This window comes from Streptomyces sp. NBC_00425, assembly GCF_036030735.1.
Lineage (GTDB): Bacteria > Actinomycetota > Actinomycetes > Streptomycetales > Streptomycetaceae > Streptomyces.
The window spans coordinates 8,482,035-8,502,361 of record NZ_CP107928.1 but is presented as its reverse complement, the minus strand read 5'-3'; the positions used below and the strand labels follow the sequence as shown (position 1 = coordinate 8,502,361).

The following is a 20,327-nucleotide window of genomic DNA, read 5'->3' as shown; positions in this document are numbered from 1 at the left end:
CCCACGGTGAGACGGCGGCCGTACGGAGCATCCCCGCACGACGCTCCGCACGGCCGCCCCACCTATCGGCCCGGCCCGGACGCCGTGGCGACGATCTCGCGCCGGTACCGCTCGTACGCGGTGCGCAGAACCGGACCCGGCCAGTCGGCGGGCAGCAGATCGGCGGGCAGCACCGGGTCGGCCAGCAGATGCCGCACCACCGCCGCGAGCGCCGTGAACCGGTCGGCGGGCCTTCGCGACCGCTCGACGTGGGCCAGCAGCCCCCGGGCCGTCCGCGCCCACGCACCGAGCGGCCACAGGCTCACGACCAGGTCACGGGCCGGCGTCGAAGGCCGCGTGACGAAGTGCTGCAGAACGGCGTCGGGCTCCGCCGGCCAGGACCGGCTCAGATTCGCCGGCCGCAGCCAGACGCCCTCGCGGAGCTCGGCGAGACGCAGAGCGCTCAGCCGGTTGCGCAGTTCGGCGCGCTCGGCCGGGCCGCGACCGGTCGCGGTGATCACGGCCATCTCCCAGTCGCCGTCCCACGCACGCGTGTGCGGGTGCAGGGCGTCGTCCTGGCGTCGTTGACGCTCCAGCAGCCGCTCGCTCAGACGGTAGACCCCGTCCGTCCGGCGCAGATCGCCGGCCGCGACCATCCGGCTCAGCGCCGCCCGCACCGTCGAGCCGCCGACGCCGAACGGCTCCACCCCGCGCACCAGGTCCTTCGCGGCCAGTTCGGGCGGGTGTGAACCCAGCAGCAGGCTCAGGACCACCGACCGCGCGGACAACGGGGGCAGGTCGACCTCGACCTCACCGGACTGCGCCGACACGTTGCTCCGCATAGGGCCGTACTGTACGTGCGCTCCGGATATTGCACTATTGCTGCGACTGTCGAGGAAGTGCAACATGGTCCGCATGTCCCAGACACTCGCCCAGAGCCAGAGCCAGAGCCAGAGCCACAGAGACGATCGGACGCAGGCGGAGTCGCAGTCGCAGTCGCAGTCGGCGCCTCCGTCGCCCGTCTTGTCCCAGGTGACGCACGAGGTGACGAATCAGCCGCCGCCGCTCGCCCCGTACGACGCCTCCGAGGACGCCGCCCTGCTGGAGGGGCTGCGCCGGGAGGGCGCGGGGTGGGCGGAGGCGGACGTGCGCCGGATCGGTCTGCTGGCCGGCGGCGTCGAGGCGCAGGAGTGGGGCGAGCTGGCCAACCGGCACGAACCCGTGCTGCGCACGCACGACCGGTACGGCCATCGCGTCGACGAGGTCGACTTCCATCCCAGCTGGCACGAGCTGATGCGGGTCGCGGTCGCCGAAGGGCTGGCCGGGGCTCCGTGGGCCGACGACCGGCCCGGCGCCCACGTGGCGCGCACGGCGGGAGGTCTGGCGTGGGGGCACACGGACGCCGGGCACGGCTGCCCCACGTCGATGACGTACGCGGCCGTCCCCGCCCTGCGACGTCGGCCGGATCTCGCCGCCGTGTACGAGCCGCTGCTCACCGGCCGGACGTACGACCCGGGGCTGCGACCGCCTGCCGAGAAGCGCGGGCTGCTCGCCGGCATGGGGATGACCGAGAAGCAGGGCGGCTCCGACGTCCGCACGAACACGACCGCTGCCACCCCGACTGCGGAGCCCGGGCTGTACACCCTGCGCGGGCACAAGTGGTTCACGTCGGCCCCGATGTGCGATCTGTTCCTGGTCCTGGCCCAGGCGCCCGGCGGCCTGTCCTGCTTCCTCGTGCCGCGCGTGCTGCCCGACGGCACGCGCAACGCGTTCCGCGTCCAGCGCCTCAAGGAGAAACTCGGCAACCGCTCCAACGCCTCCTCCGAGCCGGAGTTCGACGGGACCGTGGCCTGGCTGGTCGGGCCGGAGGGACAGGGCGTCAAGACCATCATCGAGATGGTCAACTGCACACGGCTGGACTGCGTGATGATGTCGGCGACGCTGATGCGCAAGACGCTCGTCGAGGCGGGACACCATGTGCGCCACCGCAGCGCGTTCGGGGCACGGCTGCTCGACCAGCCGCTGATGCGCAACGTCCTGGCCGATCTGGCGCTGGAGTCGGAGGCCGCCACCACGCTCACGCTGCGGCTCGCGGGCGCGGCCGACCGCGCGGTGCGCGGAGACGCCGGTGAGCAGGCCTTCCGGCGGATCGCGACCGCCGTCGGCAAGTACTGGGTGACCAAGCGGGGGCCGGCCTTCACCGCGGAGGCCCTGGAATGTCTCGGCGGCAACGGCTACGTGGAGGACTCGGGCATGCCCCGGCACTACCGCGAAGCGCCCCTGCTGTCGATCTGGGAGGGTTCGGGCAATGTCAACGCCCTCGATGTGCTGCGGGCGTTGACCCGTGAGCCGGCGACCGCGGAGGCCCTGTTCGGCGAACTCGCCCTGGCACACGGGGCGGACGCCCGTCTCGACGCGGCCGTGGCACGGCTGCGCACGCGGCTGGGCGAGGCGACGCCGGTCGGCGCCCGCCGGCTGGTCGAGTACATGGCACTCGCCCTGCAGGGCTCCCTCCTCGTCCGGTACGCCCCGCCGGCCGTCGCCGACGCCTTCTGCGCGACCCGGCTGGACGGCGACTGGGGGCACGCCTTCGGCACCCTGCCGGACGGCGCCGATCTCGACGGAATCCTCGAGCGGAGCCTTCCGGCCGGTTCCTGCCGCCTGTGAGTCATCGCTCGATTCCGCTTCGTTGTCGGTGAAGTGGTGCAGACTCGTGATCAGTTGGCACTTATGGCACTTCGTCCGGGGGAGGACAACGTGTTCACGGGGATCGACGAGGTCGACTGGGCCTCACTGCGTCACGCGCACGGCAGTGCCCGGGACGTGCCGGGACTGCTCCGCGGCCTCACCTCCGCGGAGCCGGTCGCGAGGGCGGCCGCCCTGGACCGCATGTACGGCGCGGTGCACCGGGAGGGGCGGGTGTACGACTCGACGCTCGCCTGCGTTCCGTTTCTACTCGCGCTGGCCGCGGACGAGCAGGTACCGGAACGGGGCCTTCTGCTCGACCTGTTGGTGAGCATCGGGGAGGGCACGCCCGCCGAGCCGGCGGTCGCGGCGGCCGATCCGGCCGCCCGGGCGGCCGCGCGCGCGGAAGCGGCCGTCCGGGCTGGGGCGGAGTCGGCGGGCGAGCCGACCCTGAGCGCGGAAGCGGCAGGCGAGGCAGACGCCGGCGCGGAAGCAACCGCCCAAGCGGACGCGGGCGCAGAGGCGGCCGTCCGGGCGGGCACGGGTGCGGAAGCCGTCCAGGCGGGCGCGGGCGCGGAGGCGGCCGTTCGGGCGGGGGCGGAGGTCTTCGTCCGGCTGGCCGCGGACGTCGACCCGAGGGTCCGTCGGGCGGCTGCCACGGCCGTGGTGCGGTTCCTCGACGATCCCCCGCGCGTCCTGGGGCTGTTACGCGAGCGCCTCGCGCTCGAGCGGGACGAGCGGCTGGTCGTCGCCCTGGTCGAGTGCCTGGGTCACTTCGCGCGACGGCATCCGGACAGGGCGGCAGAGGCCCTGGACCTCCTCGTCGCGCGGAGCGGCCCCGACCACGGGCCGGGACCGCGGCTCGCCGCGCTGGGCCAACTCGCCGTCTGCGCGCCCGAACGGCTCCCGGCGGATCTGGTGCCCATGGTTCTGCGCCTGCTCGACGAACGCTCCGCCGACCGACCGTGCCGCCCGGGAGCGGCGGGCGCGGCCGCCGTGCACTCCCTCGTCGACCGGATACGGCGGCTGCGTCCCTCCGACGAGGAGGGGAACCGCCTGCTGCGCACCCTGCACACGGCGCTCGACGACCGGCCGGCCGACCGGATCGCGCTGCTGCACGGCCAGTTGACGGGTGCGGGCCCCGTCGACCGGTGCAACGCCGTGCTGCTGGCCGCCGCGCTGGTGCGTGAGTGGCGCGGCGACCACAGCCGCACGGTGGCCCTGCTCGGCGAGCAGCTGTCGACCCGGGAAGCCGAGGAGGAGCAGGGGCGGCTGCGCGACACGACCGTGGCCGTCCTCGCCGAGCTCTTCGCGCTGGCCGCGCCGGCCGCCGACCGACTCCACGCGCTGGCCGTCGCGCGCCCCGACCGCTGGGTACAGCGATGGCCCCGCGAGGCTCCCCTGCTCGGCCGAGCGCTCCACGCCCTGACCCTGACCGGAGACCCGCGGGCCGTGCCCCTGCTCGCCAAGGTGGTGGCGGGTCCGGTCGTCCCCCGGGACCTCGGAGCGGCGGTCGCCGCGCTCGGCGCCCGGGCGGCTCCTCTCGCGCCGGCCGTGCGGCAGGCGCTCGCCGCCGTGCCCCTGGAGGCGCCCGGCCCGGCGACGCCCCTGCTGTCCACGCTGCGGGCACTGCGCGACACGGAGTCCCTGCCTTCGGTGCTGCGCCTGTTGAACGGCGCCCGTACCGCCGCCGGGGAACGCCTCGTACCGGCCGCGCTCGCCGCCGTGGCCGCGTTCGGCGCGGCCGCCCGCGAGGCCGCCCCCGCGCTGCGCGCCCTGCTGGACGGTGAGCACGCACTCGCGGCGGCGGACGCCCTGTGGGCCGTCGAGGGCGACCCGGCCGCCGTCCTGCCGGTGTTCCTGCGGGAGTTGGCGAGAGGGGACGCCCCGCACCGGGCACACGCCGCACACTCGCTGTCCCTGCTCGGCCCCGGCGCCCGCACGGCGCTGCGTGCACTGCGCCGCACGGTCGAGACGGACGACGGCAGGGCGGGCACGGCCGCCGCGTGCGCCGTCTGCGAGATCACCGGAGAGGCGGACGCCACGGTCGTCACCGCGCTGCGACTCGCCTGGACGGAGCATCCCCGTTCCCGCCCGGCCGTCGCCGCCTGCCTCACGTCCCTCGGCTCCCGAGCCGCCCCCCTGCGGGACCTGGCCGCGACGGAACTCGCCGCTCCCCGCCGTCACACCGTCCGCCCCGGCGGGCACGGCAGCCACGACATCCCCACGGACGAGGAACTGCTGCGACTGTGCCGCGGGGTGGTGGAGAGAACGTAGGAGGGACGGCGGAGCGGCCCGTGCCGCTTCCCTGCGAGGGCGGGGGCGGCGGGCGGGGGGGGCGGGGGAACCGCACGCGCCTTCCCGCCCGCCTCCCCGCCGCGTCGGGCGGTCAGCTCGCCGGACGCCCCCGCAGCGCGTCGAAGCGGGCCCAGTCGACGTCCCACTGGGCGACTCTGCGGCGTTCCATGCGACCGCGCAGGACACGGCCGCCCGCGAAGGGCAGCGTCGCCACGCCGAGGCCGGCCACACCGCCGACGAGGGACGCGCGCAGCCGGGCCTGGGCGGCGCCGACGGGTTCGGTCACCATGCGGCCCCGGGTATCCGTCCAGACCGTCACGGGCGTACCGGCGGCACTGCCCGGGCCGACCCGCACCTGGCCGGTGTGCGCGGAGCCGTCCGGGCCCGTCCAGCCCGCCTTCGCCCACACCCGGTCGCCGCTCGCGGACCCGCTCGCGGCGGGCTTGCCGGGGGCCCGGTCGGTCAGACGGCCCATCAGAGGCCGCCACTCGACGCGCTCGCGCGCGAGGCCGTCCTCGACGGACCCCGCCGTCGCCCACCCCGCAAGGACGCCGGCGAGCACGGTCAGCGCCCACACGCCGAGCACGACCCAGGACTCCACCATGTCGGCGCGGCGCTTGAGCGGGTTGCGCCGCCAGCGCCACAGCCACACCTTCGGACCACGGAACGCCATCGAAGGCATCCTCCTCATGAGCACATGTACATCCCAGCCGCCCTCCCATACGGGGCGGGCGGGCCCGATGCTCAGGGCGAATCCGCATGCCGGCCGTCCCACGGCTTCCGCTCTGCCCGCGGGTGTCCGGGCGGAGGTGGCCGAAAGTCAGCGGCACAGGACCGTCAGGGCCGCAGTGACCTGCGACGACGAGGTTTCCGGAGGTGACTGTCAGTGGCGGGGTGCAGACTGGCCGGTGTCTGGGACGAAGGCGTCGAAGACGCAGCGGAGGTGATCGGCATGACCGAGGTACTGCTCGCCGTGGGCACACGCAAAGGCCTGTTCGTCGGGCGTCGGCGCGGTGGCGCGTGGGAGTTCGACGAAGCCCCCTACTTCAACGCACAGGCGATCTACTCGGTCGCCCTCGACACCCGCGGCGACCGCCCGCGGCTGCTCGCCGGCGGCGACAGTGCGCACTGGGGCCCGTCGGTGTTCCACTCCGACGACCTCGGCCGGACGTGGACGGAACCGGCCGCGCCGGCCGTCAAGTTCCCCCAGGACACCGGGGCCTCGCTGGAACGGGTGTGGCAGCTGCACCCGGCCGCGGCCGAACCGGACGTGGTCTACGCGGGCACCGAGCCGGCGGCGCTCTACCGCTCGGAGGACCGCGGCGAGAGCTTCGAACTGGTCCGCCCGCTGTGGGAACACCCGACGCGCTCCCGGTGGGTGCCGGGCGGTGGCGGGGAAGGCCTGCACACGATCCTCACCGACCGGCGCGACGCGCGATCGGTGACCGTGGCCGTGTCGACGGCCGGCGTGTTCCGCACAGCCGACGCCGGGGCGAACTGGGCCCCCGCCAACTCGGGTGTCTCCGCGGTGTTCCTGCCCGATCCGAACCCGGAGTTCGGCCAGTGCGTGCACAAGGTGGCGAGGGACGCGGCGGACCCGGACCGTCTCTACCTCCAGAACCACTGGGGCGTGTACCGGAGCGACGACGCGGGCGGGCAGTGGACCGACATCGGCCCGGGCCTGCCCTCGACGTTCGGCTTCGCCGTCGCCGCGCACCCCACCCTCGGGGACACGGCGTACGTGTTCCCGATCAACGCCGACGCGGACCGGGTCCCGGCCGACCGCCGCTGCCGGGTCTTCCGCACCGCGGACGCGGGCAGGAGCTGGGAGCCGCTCTCCGCGGGCCTGCCTCAGGGGGACCACTACGGAACCGTCCTGCGGGACGCGCTGTGCACCGACGACGTCGCGGAACGGGCCGGCGTGTACTTCGGCAACCGCAACGGCGAGGTGTTCGCGTCGGCGGACGACGGGGACAGCTGGCAGCAGGTGGCCTCCCACCTGCCTGACGTGCTGTGCGTACGCGCCGCGGTGATCGGATGAGAAGGAGACGATCGCGCCGGTCGTAGACCCCCGTCGTGCAGGGAGTGACGTCCGCGTGGACGGCGACCCGGGCGGCCTCGCAGGCGCCGGGGACGGCGCGGACGGCCATCTCGGCGCCGTAGCCGGTGCCGGCGCCGGTGCAGGCACCCCTGACCAGTGCGGTCCGGCCTTCGCGGTATCACCGTGCCCGCGCCGGACGCTGAGCCGGTTGGGCAAACCCGGGCCCGGTCAGCCCCGGAGGTCGGTGAGGAAGTTCAGGAGCGCCGCGTTCACCTCCGCCGGCCGCTCCTGCTGCGTCCAGTGTCCGCATCCCTCCAGCCTCACCGGCTCGCGCCGCAGATTCGGCATCAAGTCCGGCAGCGCCGCGATGAGTTCGGGCGTCCCCGGGAACGCGGGCACCAGATCCCGGTCCCCGTACACATACAGCGCGGGCACGTTCACGACCGCCCCGTGCCAGGCAGCCGTCAGCTCCCAGTTCCGGTCGAGGTTGCGGTACCAGTTCAGCGCGCCGGTGAAGCCCTTGGAGAAGCTGTCGGTGAGCACGTCCAGGTCGGTTTCGGTGAACCACTCCGGCAGGATCTCGGGATCGGGCATCGTCTCCAGCCATCCCCGCCCAGGCTCGATCAGCGGCTGCTTCCCCTCGCCGGCACCGGGGGCGTCGCCGGAGGCCATGAAGAAGAACTTCCGCAGCGTCGTGCGCGGGTCCTTCGCGAACTCCGCATCCGCAACGCCGGGCTGGTTGAAGTAGTTCCAGTAGAACCTGCCGTCGAACATCCTCTCCATGGCGGCGAGCGGCGGCTCCGTCCCTCGGAACGGCGGCGGCACACTGAGCCCCGCCACCCCCTGAACCACGTCCGGCCTCAGCAGCGCGGTGTGCCAGGCGACCGGTGCGCCCCAGTCGTGGCCGACGACGTACGCCTTCTCCTCACCCAGCGCACGGATCAGCCCGACCACGTCCCCGACCAGGTGGAGGATGCTGTACGCGGTCACGTCGTCGGGGTGGTCACTGCGACCGTATCCACGCTGGTCGGGGGCGACCACACGAAAGCCTGCGGCGCTCAGGGGACCGAACTGGTGATGCCAGGAGTGCCATGACTCCGGGAAGCCGTGCAGGAGGACCACCAGGGGGCCTTCTCCCTCTTCCGCGATGTGCAGCCGGATCCCGTTCACGTCGATCATTCGGTGCTCAACCATGTGCAGCAGCATACGTTCGCCGATTTCGGGGCGGCCGGCGTCCCACGGGGGGACGGGGTGCACAAGGACGACGTGCGGCCGCCCCCGGTGCGGGGGCGGCCGCCGGGCCCGGCCCTTCAACGAGGCCGGGCCCGGCAGACGTTCACCGCGTCAGAGGGTCAAGGGTCAGGGGTCAGGGGTCAGGGGTCAGGGGTCAGGGGTCAGGGATCAGGGATCAGGGGTCAGGGGTCAGGGGTCAGGGGTTACGGCAGCGGCGGGTAGGCGTTCTGCATCAGCTGCCGGAACTGGGCGGAGAACCAGTGGCCGGCCAGCGGCGAGTTCGGCAGCGCCCCCGTGGGGTTGTTGCCGTTGCGGGCGTTACCGCCGTAGGTCGGGTCGCACATGCGGTCGAAGCCCTTGCCCTCGTCGTTGGGGACGGCCGCGCTGTTGCCGTCGGACTCCCCCGGCGGCTTCACCCACACGTAGGCGTCGACGCCTGCTGCCGGAGCCGCGGTGGGCCGCTGCCCGAGTCCCGCGCCGCTCTGGTTGCACCAGTTGCCGGCGTGGAGGCGCCGGTCGATCCGGCTGCCGTTGACGAAGTCGTCCACCGAGGTCGTCGGGCCCGGGCCGGCGGGCCGGGCGGCGCCGCCCCAGCCGTTGCGGGAGGTGTCGATCAGCATGCCGAGGCCGGAGTCGAACCCGGCGGCGACCAGCTTGTCCCGCAGTCCCAGCGCAAACGACTGCTCGTCCACGTACTGGTTCCAGTCGACCCACTTCGACTGGCGCACGGTCTGACCGTTCACCGTGTCGGTGACCTTGAGGTTGGGCTCCTTGACCGGGCTGTAGTTGGCGGTGTTGACGATGAACCCGGCCACGTCGTGCACGCTCGCGCCGTTGGTCGTGGCGACCTTGGCGAACTCCTGCACCGACGGGGCGAGGTTGCTGTCCCAGCCGAGCCAGCCGTGATGGCCGGCGTCGATGTAGTTGTAGACGTTCGCGAGGGCGCCGAGCTTGTCGAGGGCGTAGGAGACGCCCTTCTCGTAGTTGCCGTTGCCCTTCATGGTCACGCAGGCGTCGGTGGTGGTGGGGGTACCGCCGGCGTTGGTGACCAGGTTGGGCAGCGAGTCGGGTTCGATGACCGTGGCGATCCGCAGGCCCGCGTACTTCGGGTCGGCCAGAATCGCGGCGATCGGGTCGATGTACTGACTCTTGTACGTGGCGAGGTCGTTCGGTCCGAGTTCGCCGTTGGAGGCGAGAGCGGCGCAGTCACGGCCCGGCAGGTCGTAGATGACCAGCTGGACGACGATTTCGCCGGAGCCCTTCTGCTTCAACGCCTCGTCCAGGTGGGCGCGCAGGCCCATGCCGCCGGCGACACCGTTGATCGCGGCCATGCGGTCGAGCCAGACGGCGGTGGGCTGGTCGGCGATGCGGCTGCCGCCCGGCTCGGCGGCGGCCTTGGCCGACCACTCGGGATTCACATAGCCCTTGGCCCCGACATAGGGGTTCGCGACGCGGCCGTCCGTGCCACCGCCGTCGTTGCCTCCGGTGCCTCCGCCGGTGTCGCCGCCTCCGGTACCGCCGCCCGTGCCTCCGCCCGTGTCGCCTCCGGTGCCCCCACCCGATCCGCTTCCGTCGTCGACGTTGCAGGTCACGCCGTCGAGACTGAAGGTGGCCGGGATGGCGTTGGTGCCGCTGTAGGCGGCCTGGAAGCCGAAGCTGACGGAACCGCCGGAGCCGAGCGCTCCGTTGTAACTCTCGTTGGCGGCGGTGACGGCGGTCCCGCTTTGGGTGACCTTCGCGTTCCAGCCGTTGCTGATCCTCTGGTTGCCGGCATACGACCACTTCACCGACCAACTCGACTTGGCGGCACCGTTGTTGGTGATTGTCACTGCGGCGGTGAAGCCGGTGTCCCACTGGTTCTGCACCTTGTAGTCCACCGTGCAGGGCACGGAGGCGGCGGCCCCGGCCGGCGCCGTGAGGAGCGCAGCCCCTGAGGCTCCGGTCAACAGCGCCAGCGCGGCGAGCAACGAGATGTTGGTGCGACTCATGAGAATGGGTTCCTTCTGCTTCGGGGATCTCTCCACTGGATGAGCGCGCGCAGGTGATCGCGCGGCTTCGTGCCCCACGACGTAGGCGCAGCGTCGTGGGCGGAGACCGGGAACGGGTCATGGAGCGTCCGGTGTCTCGGTGCCGGCCCGGACGGGGCCGGTCGCGGTCGTCGACGACACGTCGGGACCTGGTCCGCCGAGTGTTCCGCTCAGCAGAGCGGTTGGCGTTGCGCGCGTCCTCGGCAGCCGTTGGCTCCCTGACCGGCGACGATGCGCTCCACCGCACAAGGGCGTGTGGTTCCCTGCGGCGGAGTCATCGGGACGGCCGGCATGACGACGAGCGCGTCTGCGCCTGCGGCGGGTGAGTGCCGTGATGGTGGGGCGTGTCGCATGAGCGACTCCTCTCAGCTCGACGCGCCGTGATCGGCACGTGACTGTGTGGAACCGCTCCCACTGGTGCGATGGAAGTTAGCGCCGAGTGGCGCGGTTGCAACAGGGGGACGTTCAACTTTCTTTGAACGAAGCCGTTTTGTGCATTCACTTCTTCAAGCTTCTTGACCTCCACTACCCGCATCCCCATTATGGGAGCGCTCCCACTGAACAGGACTCAGCCCTTCCCCGAGCCGCACGCCGCCGCAAGCCGCAAGCCGCAAGCCGCAAGCCGCAAGCCGCAAGCCGCAAGCCGCAAGGAGGAACCAGTTCATGGATCCCGGACATAAACCGAGGACCGCCCAGCGGGGTGTGGCCCGCAGCGGTGACCGCAGCACAACGAGAACGTCGGCGCGACCGCCGCGTACCCCGCTCGCACGGAGCCCCTGACGTACGCGCTGCGCAGCACGTCACCTGGACCGCTCGGTGACCTTCGCCCCCACATCGCCCGAGACACCCCCACCCCACCACTTGTCAGGGGCATGATCCTCTCCTACAGTCCCAGCGGAGAACGGATGGGAGCGCTCCCAATCGGTGGGGCACTCCTGGCGCCTGGCCCCCACACCCGTCGCGGAGGACCCTCATGCAACCGTCACCTCTCCAAGCCCGCAGGGTGCGCGCCCTGTTCGGTGCGCTGCTCACCTCACTCGCCGCGCTGGCCGCACTCCTCACCGGCGCTTCGGCGTCCCACGCCGACACGACGATCTGCGAGACGTTCGGCTCCACCACGATCAAGGGCCGTTACGTCGTACAGAACAACCGCTGGGGCACGAGTGCGCCGCAGTGCATCACCGTCACGGACTCGGGCTTCAGGATCGCCCAGGCCGACGGCTCCGTCCCCACGAACGGCGCTCCGAAGTCCTACCCGTCCGTGTACAACGGCTGCCACTACACCAACTGTTCGCCCGGCACGAACCTCCCCGCCCGGCTCAACACCGTCTCCGACGCCCCCACGAGCATCTCCTACAGCTACGTGAGCGGTGCGGCCTATGACGCCGCCTACGACATCTGGCTGGACCCGACACCCCGCACCGACGGCGTGAACCGTACCGAGATCATGATCTGGTTCAACCGCGTGGGGGCGGTGCAGCCGGTGGGATCTCCGGTGGGGTCCGCCACGGTCGCCGGACGCCAGTGGCAGGTGTGGTCCGGCAACAACGGCACCAACGACGTCCTGTCCTTCGTGGCTCCGTCGGCGATCGACAGCTGGAGCTTCGACGTGATGGACTTCGCCCGGAACGCCGTCTCCCGCGGACTCGCCCAGAACGACTGGTATCTGACGAGCATTCAGGCCGGCTTCGAGCCTTGGCAGAACGGCGCGGGTCTGGCGGTGACGTCGTTCTCCTCGGCCGTGAACCTCGGCGGCAGCACCCCCGGCGGCCCGGGCGGCCCCAGCGGTCCCGCGGCGTGCAGGGTGGCCTACAACACGAGTGTGTGGCAGGGCGGCTTCACCGCCGACGTCACGGTGGCCAACACGGGTTCCTCCCCGGTGAACGGCTGGAATCTCGCCTTCACGCTGCCCTCCGGACAACAGGTCACCAACGCGTGGAACGCCGGCATCTCGCCGTCCTCGGGAGCGGTGACGGCCACCAACGCGGCGCACAATGCGAGCATCGCACCGGGCGGCCAGGTGTCGTTCGGGTTCCAGGCCTCCTACGGCGGCGGCTTCGTCAAGCCGGCCGCATTCAGCCTCAACGGCACTGCCTGCACCACCGCCTGACGCCTGCGGAACGCCTAACCCGACCTCAGACACCGTCCGGCCCATCGCCCATCGCCCATCGCCCGCCGCCCACCGACCGCCGACCGCCGACCACGCACCGGACCCGAGGCATGACGTCTCTGTCCGCCCACCCGGGACCCGCCCGTCAGGCCTCCGTGCCGACGGTGCGGGTCCCGCTCGCTCTCCCCCGGACGTCGGACGCCGGACGTCGGACGCTGGCCGCCGGACGCCGGACGCTGGCCGCCGGACCTCCGGCCGGTACGCAAGGCCCGAGCCGGCGACAAGCCCGCAACGCAATCACTGATGAACCACACGAACCAGACGCCGTCATGGCCGACAATGCACGGGGCATACGCGGAAGCCGTGTGCCCGGTTCCGTCGGCCCGTAAGATCGGTGATCTCTTGGGGGAGGTGGTCATGGGCAGGCGACGGCCCGACACGCCGACGCTGGAAGAGGTGGCCGCTCACGCCGGAGTGGGGCGGGGCACGGTCTCCCGCGTCATCAACAACGCGGCCGGCGTCAAGGACTCGACGCGCCGATCCGTACAGCAGGCCATCGCGGAACTGGGGTACGTCCCCAATCTCGCGGCCCGCTCCCTGGCCGGGCGGCGAACCGACGCCGTCGCTCTCGTGCTGACGGAGCCCGACTGGCGGGTGTTCGCGGAGCCCTTCTTCTCGGAGATCGTCCGTTCGCTCGGCGACGCGCTGACGGACACTGGCATGCAGCTGATGCTGACCCTGGTCCGATCGGACGACGAGCGGCAGCGGTTCCTGGAGTACGCGCGCGGCGGCCGGGTCGACGGAGTCCTGCTGATGTCCGTGCACGCGGGGGACCGGCTGCCCGACATGCTCGCCGAGGCGCGGCTGCCGACCGTGATGCTGGGGCGCCGCTCGGGCGACGAGTACGTCAGCTACGTGGACGCGGACAATGTGGGCGGTGCCCGCAGTGCCGTCTCCCACCTGCTGTCACAGGGCCGCACGGCGATCGCCACCGTGACGGGGCCGCTGGACATGTACGTCGCCCGGTGCCGACTGCGCGGTTACCAGGATGCTCTGGCACTGGCCGGCCTGGACAGCGACCCTTCCCTGGTCGCCGAGAGCGACTTCACGGAGGACAGCGGGCGTCGCGCCATGGCCCGCCTGATCGAGCAGCACCCGGAGATCGACGGCGTCCTTGCCGCGTCGGACACCACGGCCGCCGGCGCGCTGAGAGCGCTCCGAGACGCGGGGCGGCGTGTACCGGAGGACGTCGCGGTGATCGGTTTCGACGACTTTCCGCTGGCTGAGCGCACCACGCCACGCCTGACCACGGTGCGTCAGCCGCTGGAGGAGATGGGCCGGGCCATGATCCGGCTCCTGCTGGAGGACTTGGAGGAGCCGTCGGTGGCCTACCGCCATGTCATCCTGCGGACGGACCTGGTGGTCCGTGAATCAGCCTGACGAGACCCCAAGCCACCGCCCGCCGACGGCGTGCGGCCTGCAAGCCCGGGTCCCTGCGCATGCCTTCGCGCCCTGGCGCCCTGGCGCGGGGTGACCGACGGCCACACCGGGGCGGCGGCGATTCGGGAGCGCTCCCAATCGGTGCTCGCCCCGGTGTCCGGCGGCCTACGGCAGTCGCCAGTCCACGGGCTCGGCGCCCTGCCGCAGCAGCAGTTCGTTGGCCCTGCTGAACGGTCGCGAGCCGAAGAAGCCGCGGTCCGCGGACATCGGGGAGGGGTGCGCGGACTCGATCGCCGGAAGATCGCCCAGCAGTGGTCGCAGATTGCGGGCGTCACGCCCCCACAGGATGGACACCAGCGGCTTGCCGCGCCCGGCCAACGCCCTGATCGCCTGCTCGGTGACCTCTTCCCAGCCCTTGCCGCGGTGCGCGGCCGGTTTGCGAGGAGCTGTCGTCAACGCCCGGTTGAGCAGCAGCACGCCCTGCTCGGTCCAGGGCGTCAGATCGCCGTTCGACGGCCTGGGCAGTTCGAGGTCGGTGTGCAGTTCCCGGAAGATGTTCTCCAGACTCCCCGGCAACGACCGCACTTCCGGCGAGACCGCGAAGCTGAGCCCGATCGCCATGCCCGGCGTCGGGTAGGGATCCTGGCCGACGATCAGAACGCGGACGTCGTCGAAAGGCTGCTGGAAGGCCCGCAGAACGTTCGCCCCGGACGGCAGATAGGTACGCCCGGCCGCTATCTCGGCCCGCAGGAAGTCCCCCATGGCCGCGATGCGTTCGGCCGCGGGTTCCAGAGCCTTCGCCCAGCCCGCTTCAACAAGTTCATGCAGAGGTCGTGGTGCCACGATGCGTCACCCTACTGGCACACAACCCGCCCCCGCACAGACACAGAACCCCTCGCCCGCGGACGCCGCCCCCGGCGCTGGTCATCCTCCTCGCCGAGGCCGTCCGGCCACTGAGGCGGATCGCGCGGCCGCTCTCCGGGAAGGAGCACCGACATCGAACGGGAGCATGCCGACCAGCGCGCCGGTCCGGCCGGGGGGTCAGCCCTCGGTCCGGCGTCCGCCGTGACCTACGGCGCCGGGCCGAGCGCGGACTTCCACGCCGACGCCGGTACGGGCATCCTCGCCGACGCCGGTACGGGCATCCTCGCCGTGGATTCCGGCGGTTCTGGACTGCGGGTCGCTCTGGGGTCCGCGGGCCGGGGTGCGCTGGGCCGGCGTTCGTCCCCGGTGCCCGTGCGCACCGGGGCCCGGGGCATCGACCCGGCGCATCTGATGGATCAACTGGTGCCGCTGGTCAGGGTGTTGGCGGCCGAGACCGGCGCCCCGCCGCCGACCACCGCGGTCGTCGGCGCGGCGGGCCTCGCCGGCCTGGGCGACGCGTTGCGCGCCGAACTCCCCTCCGCCCTGGCGCGGGAGTTCGGCGTCCGTACGACCGCGCTGGCCGCCGACGCCGTCACCGCCTACGCCGGGGCGCTCGGGGCACACCCGGGAGCGGTGGTGGCCGCGGGCACCGGTCTGATCGCGGTCGGCATGGATCTGACGGCCTGGCGGCGGGCGGACGGCTGGGGACATCTGCTGGGCGACTGCGGGGGCGGCGCCTGGATCGGCCGGGCCGGGCTGGAGGCCGCGCTGCGGGCCCACGACGGACGCCCCGGTGGATCCGCGGCGCTGTTGGCGCGCGCCGAGGAGCGGTTCGGCCCGATGGCCGGGCTGCCCGGACAGCTGTACCCGCGCACCGACCGGCCCGCCGTCCTCGCCTCGTTCGCGCCGTCGGTGGCCGGGTGCGCGCAGGACGACCCGGTGGCGGGGGGCATCCTGCACACGGCGGCCGGGCACATCGCGGAATCGGCCGCCGCCGTCTGCCCGTCGGGGGGCGAGCCCCGGATCGCGCTCACCGGGGGCCTGTTCGCCCTGGGCGACCCCCTCCTCGTCCCCCTGGAGGACGAACTGGCGAGACGGCTGCCGCATGCCCTGCGGACGCCGGCCGAGGGCGACCCGCTGGACGGCGCCGTGCGCATCGCCGTCGACCTGGCGACGGGTGCCGCGGGGTTGCCGCATGAAGAGACACTGCTGTCGGTGCTGTCGTCCGTGTAATGCATTGCGCGTAGGGAACGTACGTCATGCCCCAAAAGGGGGATTACCCCCTTCGAGGGCAAGTCGCCTGGAAAACACGCTGATCACTTCTGATCCGTACGTAACTCATCAGACAAAACCGGACGGATACCGCTCACGTGCACCCTCCCCGAACAGGGGAGCCCAGGAAGCCAGTAACATGCGTCGCCATGAGCTCCCCCACTGGGCCCGCGTCCGGCCTGCCAGTACGAATGCCGCGACCTCGCCAGCCCGGGCGGCACCGCCGACCCGAGCCGCTGGCGGCTCCCGAGGGCGCGCCCGCGCTCGTCCTCGCGGTGCCGGGCACGCCGAGCGTCGCCACCCGCGGTCTCGCCGAGGAGGTCGTGAGCATCGCCCGCTCCGAGCTCCCCGGCCTCGACGCGCGCATCGGCTACCTCGACGGGGACGACGCCGAGTTCCCCACCCTGCAGTCCGTGCTGACGTACGCGGCCGAGGAGCGCACCGCGCGCTTCGAGCAGGCCCGCGCCGCCGGTCTGGACGTCAAGGAGCCCGACGGCCCGGTCGCGGTGGTCGTGCCGCTGCTGGCCGGTCCGGACAGCGCCCTGCTGCGCCAGGTCCGCCAGGCAGTCATGGAGAGCCGGATCGCGGCCGAGCTGACCGATGTGCTCGGCCCGCACCCGCTGCTCGCCGAGGCGCTGCACGTGCGGCTGTCCGAGGCCGGTCTGGCCCGCGCCGACCGCGCCCGGCTGTTCACCGTGGCGACGGCCGCGGACGGCATCATCCTCGCCTCTGTGGGGGGCGAGGAGGCCGTGCAGGCCGCCGGCATCACCGGCATGCTGCTCGCCGCGCGTCTCGCCGTTCCGGTGATGGCCGCCGCGCTCGACCAGGAGGGTTCCATCGCCTCCGTCGCCGAGCAGCTGCGCTCCTCCGGCTCCCAGCAGCTGGCGCTGGCGCCGTACCTGATCGGCCCGGAGATCGACGGCACGCTGATCGAGGAGGCGGCCAAGGAGGCGGGCTGCCCCGCCGCCGACGCGCTCGGCCCCTACCCGGCCATCGGCAAGCTCGCGCTCGCCAAGTACACGACGGCTCTCGGCATCGCACAGCCGCAGCAGCAGGGTGCGCCCGTCCGCTGAACCGACCGGCACCACCGCAGGACGCCGACGAGAGGCTCTCTCCCATCCGGGAGGGGGCCTTTCTCGCGTCACGCTCCGCGGGCGGACCGGACGACCGGCCCCGGGCGGTGGGTGCATACCCGCCGCTCGCGCAGGAACCCCGAGGCAGCTCACCGACTCCCCTGCCGAAACGGCCCCGTCGGCATGCGGGCCGAGGCGGAGACGGGTGAGCCGAGGACCGGGGCGGCGCACGACGAGGCAGCGCGCCGAACGAGACAGCGCGGGGCCGGTGCGGCGCGGGACCGGGGCGGCCGAGGACCGGTCAGCCGAGGACGACGCAGGACGCGGCGGGGACCGCGACGGAGCCCGCGCGGCGAGGCAGGCCGGTCGTCGGGTCCAGGGTGAACCAGGTGACGTCGCCGGAGCGCTCGTTGGCGACGTACAGGAAGTCTCCGGCGTCGGCGAGGGCGACGGCCCGCGGCCACCGCCCGTGACAGGGCACCGTCCCGACCAGGCGCAGCACCTCGCCCTCGGCTTCGACGGCGAACACCGAGAGCACGTCCTCGCCACGGGTGGCGACCCACACGAAGCGGCCGTCGGGCGAGACGACGAGGCCCGAGGGGTAGGCGTCCCCGGTCGGCGCGCCGGGCAGCACGGCGGCCTCGGCCAGCGGCTTGAGGGAGCCCTCCGCCGCGTCCCAGCGGCAGACGGTGACGGTCGGCGTGAGTTCGTTGACGACGTAGGCGTGCCGGCCCGCCGGGTGGAAGGCCAGGTGGCGCGGCCCCGACCCGGGGCGCAGGGCGTGCTCCCGGTGCAGGACGGGTGCGCCGTCACGCAGCGCGCAGACCCGCACCGAGTCGGTGCCGAGGTCCACGCTGACCGCCCACCGGCCGCTCGGGTCGGGCTGCACATGATGGGCGTGCGGGGCCTGCTGGCGCCGCGTGTGCGGGCCCGAGCCGGTGTGGCGCAGGATGCCGGAGGCGACGCGGGCGAGAGTGCCGTCGGCCCTGACCGGGACGGCGGTGACGCTCCCGGAGCCGTAGTTGGCGGTCAGGACGTGGCCGTCGAACACGCTGAGGTGGGTGGGTCCGCTGCCGCCGACCGGCACCGGTGGCCCGGCCTGTTCGGGCACGTCGCCCGTCACCCGGTACGCGGCCACCGCGCCGTCCGTCGTCTCGCTCACCGCGTACAGCGTCCCGCCGGTGGGCGACAGGGCCAGGTAGGAGGGGTCCGGGACGCCGTTCACGCTGCTCACGAGGGTCAGGGCGCCACTGGCCCGGTCCACGTCGGCGACCACGATGCCGGGCCCTCCCGCCGCCGTGAACGAGCCGATGAACGCCCGCCGTCGTCTTCCGCCGAGGTCTGCCACCGCTGTCGCCTCCCGGGTCGCCGCTGTCGCTGCTGACGCTGCCGCTCGGGGGTGACGGTAGCAGTCGATCACCAGCGGTCTAGACCAGGCGTGCTGAGCGCAGCCCGCGATGCCGCCCTCGCGGGGCCCGTCGCAGCCTCCGGCGCCGCGCCGGCCCGCACCCGCCGCCGGCCGTGAGCTCGCGCGTGTCAGGCGCCGGCCGGAACGTGGCCGGTGCGGCGCAGGGGGACGGCGAGTTCGAGGAGCGCGCGTTCCAGGGCGTGCAGGTGGGCCAGGACCGGCTCGGCCGGCGCGGCGGACGGGGCGACGCCGTTCGCCGTGGGGCGACTCCCGGCAGCCGCCGGGACGGTGAGCGCCTCGACCGCGGCCTCCACCCGCCGGCACGCGGCGACGAGCCGGGCGTCGTGCGAGGCCTGCGGGTCCGCGGCGACCGCGGCGAGGCCGCGCACCTCGCGGGCGCAGTCGTCGAGGAGCGCGAGCACGTTCCGGGCCCGGTCCTTGCGGGCGCGCAGGGGGCTGAGCGGATGCACGAGCGGGGCCAGCGACATCCGGACGCGGGCCAGGATCTGTTCGAGTTCGGCCACGCGCCGGGACGGGTCCGCGGTCGCCGCGCCCGCGAGCCGCGCGGCCGCCTCGGCCGTGCAGGCGTGCACGCAGCGCAGCGCGCGTTCGACCCACGCGTCGGTGACGGAGTGCGTCGTCACCGGGAGCACCAGCAGCACCGCCAGGACGGCGCCCAGCGCGCCCACCGCCGTCTCGGCCGCCCGCAGGGCGAGCAGCGCCGGGTCGAGCAGGCCCAGCAGCCCGTACAGGGCACTGGCCATGACCGTGACGGAGAGCATCATCCACGTGTAGGAGACGGCGGCCGTGTAGAAGATCCCGAAGACGCCGACGCCGACGACCGCGGCGGACGCCACGGGCTCTCCGTGCAGCGGTACGGCGACCACGAGTCCCAGCGCGATCCCGAGGACGGTCCCGAGGAACCGCCGGAACCCGCGCACCAGCGTCTCCCCGCGCGAGGCGGTGTTCACGAACACCCACCAGGTCGCGCCCACGGCCCAGTACCACCGCTGGTCGGAGAGCGACTGCCCGACGAACAGGGCGAGCGCGGCGCCCACGGTCGCCTGGACGGCCTGCCGGGTCGTGACGCGCGCGAGCCCGCGGCCGCCGGCCGGCGGAGCGACGGCCGGCGGAGCGGGCGAGCGCCGCTCGTAGCACCACGCCCCGAACCGCACCGCGGACGAGGCGGCCAGCGACAGCAGCACGGCCGCGCAGAGCTCCGGCAGCCGGGCGGGGACCGTGTGGAGGAACTGCGCGGCGAAGTAGGTCATGAAGGCGAACACCCCGAGCGCGTGTCCGCGCGGGCCCCACCGACGCGCGTAGGCCCCGGCGCCCACGACGGCGAGGAAGGCCAGGTCACGGGCGAGGGGGAGGTCGTGCAGGACAGCCGCGAGGGTGAGCACCGGCAGCCCGACGACGGGCAGCAGCGCCGTCGTCACGGCCTGACCGCGCACGGTCGGGTCGGTCACCGTGAACAGGGCCAGCAGCGCGGCCAGCCCTCCCGTGACGGCAGCCGTCAGGGTGTGCCCGGCCGCTCCGCACAGGGCGACGGCGAGCCCGACGCCGAGCACGGCCCGGGAGGCGAACCGCAGCCGTACCCGCCCCGGATCCGGCGCCACGAAAGCCCTCTTCAGCAAGCTGCCCCGCCCTTTCCCCACCCGAATGCGCCGACGCCGACGACACGGAAAAGGCGCCGCGGAGTCCGCAGCGCCATCGACGGGGTCATCTCAACATCAGAGGGGCGAATGGTTCAACCGGCGTCCGGAACACTGCGCCAATGGCACAGTCGTGCCGGGTCCGCCGAGGCCGCGGGCCGGCCAACGGTCCACTCGTTCGGCCACGCGGTCCCGCCTCCCGTCCCGGCCGCCGGGTGCGGCAGGGTCGTCGCGAGCCGCCG

The 20,327-nt window shown here is 73.3% G+C and carries 14 protein-coding genes; 7 read left to right on the top strand and 7 right to left on the bottom strand.

All coding sequences use genetic code 11. The features are described from left to right. Positions 1–62: 62 nt before the first annotated feature. Complete coding sequence (locus OHS82_RS37390; RefSeq protein ID WP_057582571.1) at positions 63–821, bottom strand: PaaX family transcriptional regulator C-terminal domain-containing protein; 759 nt, start codon at positions 819–821, stop codon at positions 63–65. Positions 822–1,002: 181 nt separating this feature from the next. Here OHS82_RS37390 and OHS82_RS37385 point away from each other — a divergent pair, with 181 nt between their 5' ends. Together OHS82_RS37385 and OHS82_RS37380 are read left to right on the top strand one after the other, a co-directional pair. Further along, complete coding sequence (locus OHS82_RS37385; protein ID WP_328436152.1) at positions 1,003–2,646, top strand: acyl-CoA dehydrogenase family protein; 1,644 nt, start codon at positions 1,003–1,005, stop codon at positions 2,644–2,646. Between the two features lie 63 nt (positions 2,647–2,709). Beyond that, positions 2,710–4,941, top strand: coding sequence for a HEAT repeat domain-containing protein (locus OHS82_RS37380; protein ID WP_328435452.1), 2,232 nt, complete (start codon positions 2,710–2,712; stop codon positions 4,939–4,941). Between the two features lie 112 nt (positions 4,942–5,053). Here the strand turns inward: OHS82_RS37380 and OHS82_RS37375 are convergent, their stop codons facing one another. Then, positions 5,054–5,635, bottom strand: coding sequence for an Rv1733c family protein (locus OHS82_RS37375; RefSeq protein ID WP_328435451.1), 582 nt, complete (start codon positions 5,633–5,635; stop codon positions 5,054–5,056). A gap of 213 nt (positions 5,636–5,848) precedes the next feature. Between OHS82_RS37375 and OHS82_RS37370 the strand changes: the two genes are divergently transcribed. Next, positions 5,849–7,003 carry a WD40/YVTN/BNR-like repeat-containing protein gene (locus OHS82_RS37370; RefSeq protein WP_057582573.1) on the top strand — a complete coding sequence of 385 codons (1,155 nt, stop codon included), beginning with the start codon at positions 5,849–5,851 and terminating at the stop codon, positions 7,001–7,003. 228 nt (positions 7,004–7,231) lie between these two features. Here the strand turns inward: OHS82_RS37370 and OHS82_RS37365 are convergent, their stop codons facing one another. Together OHS82_RS37365 and OHS82_RS37360 are read right to left on the bottom strand one after the other, a co-directional pair. Continuing rightward, complete coding sequence (locus tag OHS82_RS37365) at positions 7,232–8,197, bottom strand: alpha/beta fold hydrolase (RefSeq protein WP_057582678.1); 966 nt, start codon at positions 8,195–8,197, stop codon at positions 7,232–7,234. Between the two features lie 242 nt (positions 8,198–8,439). After that, positions 8,440–10,224, bottom strand: a complete 1,785-nt coding sequence (locus tag OHS82_RS37360) for a glycoside hydrolase family 6 protein (RefSeq protein WP_328435450.1) — start codon at positions 10,222–10,224, stop codon at positions 8,440–8,442. 1,012 nt (positions 10,225–11,236) lie between these two features. Between OHS82_RS37360 and OHS82_RS37355 the strand changes: the two genes are divergently transcribed. Together OHS82_RS37355 and OHS82_RS37350 are read left to right on the top strand one after the other, a co-directional pair. Then, a complete protein-coding gene (locus OHS82_RS37355; protein ID WP_057582575.1) occupies positions 11,237–12,373 on the top strand; it encodes a GH12 family glycosyl hydrolase domain-containing protein in 1,137 nt (378 codons plus the stop codon). A 417-nt stretch (positions 12,374–12,790) separates the two neighbouring features. Beyond that, positions 12,791–13,813 carry a LacI family DNA-binding transcriptional regulator gene (locus tag OHS82_RS37350; protein ID WP_057582576.1) on the top strand — a complete coding sequence of 341 codons (1,023 nt, stop codon included), beginning with the start codon at positions 12,791–12,793 and terminating at the stop codon, positions 13,811–13,813. Positions 13,814–13,978: 165 nt separating this feature from the next. Here the strand turns inward: OHS82_RS37350 and OHS82_RS37345 are convergent, their stop codons facing one another. Continuing rightward, positions 13,979–14,656, bottom strand: a complete 678-nt coding sequence (locus OHS82_RS37345; RefSeq protein ID WP_057582577.1) for a uracil-DNA glycosylase — start codon at positions 14,654–14,656, stop codon at positions 13,979–13,981. A gap of 222 nt (positions 14,657–14,878) precedes the next feature. Between OHS82_RS37345 and OHS82_RS37340 the strand changes: the two genes are divergently transcribed. Then, a complete protein-coding gene (locus OHS82_RS37340; protein WP_443061818.1) occupies positions 14,879–15,910 on the top strand; it encodes an N-acetylglucosamine kinase in 1,032 nt (343 codons plus the stop codon). Positions 15,911–16,098: 188 nt separating this feature from the next. Next, a complete protein-coding gene (locus OHS82_RS37335) occupies positions 16,099–17,022 on the top strand; it encodes a sirohydrochlorin chelatase (RefSeq protein WP_107105332.1) in 924 nt (307 codons plus the stop codon). 301 nt (positions 17,023–17,323) lie between these two features. Here the strand turns inward: OHS82_RS37335 and OHS82_RS37330 are convergent, their stop codons facing one another. Continuing rightward, on the bottom strand, positions 17,324–18,370 hold the full coding sequence (locus OHS82_RS37330; protein WP_057582580.1) for a lactonase family protein: 1,047 nt from the start codon (positions 18,368–18,370) through the stop codon (positions 17,324–17,326). A gap of 188 nt (positions 18,371–18,558) precedes the next feature. Beyond that, positions 18,559–20,067 carry an FUSC family protein gene (locus OHS82_RS37325; RefSeq protein WP_328435449.1) on the bottom strand — a complete coding sequence of 503 codons (1,509 nt, stop codon included), beginning with the start codon at positions 20,065–20,067 and terminating at the stop codon, positions 18,559–18,561. Positions 20,068–20,327 lie beyond the last annotated feature (260 nt).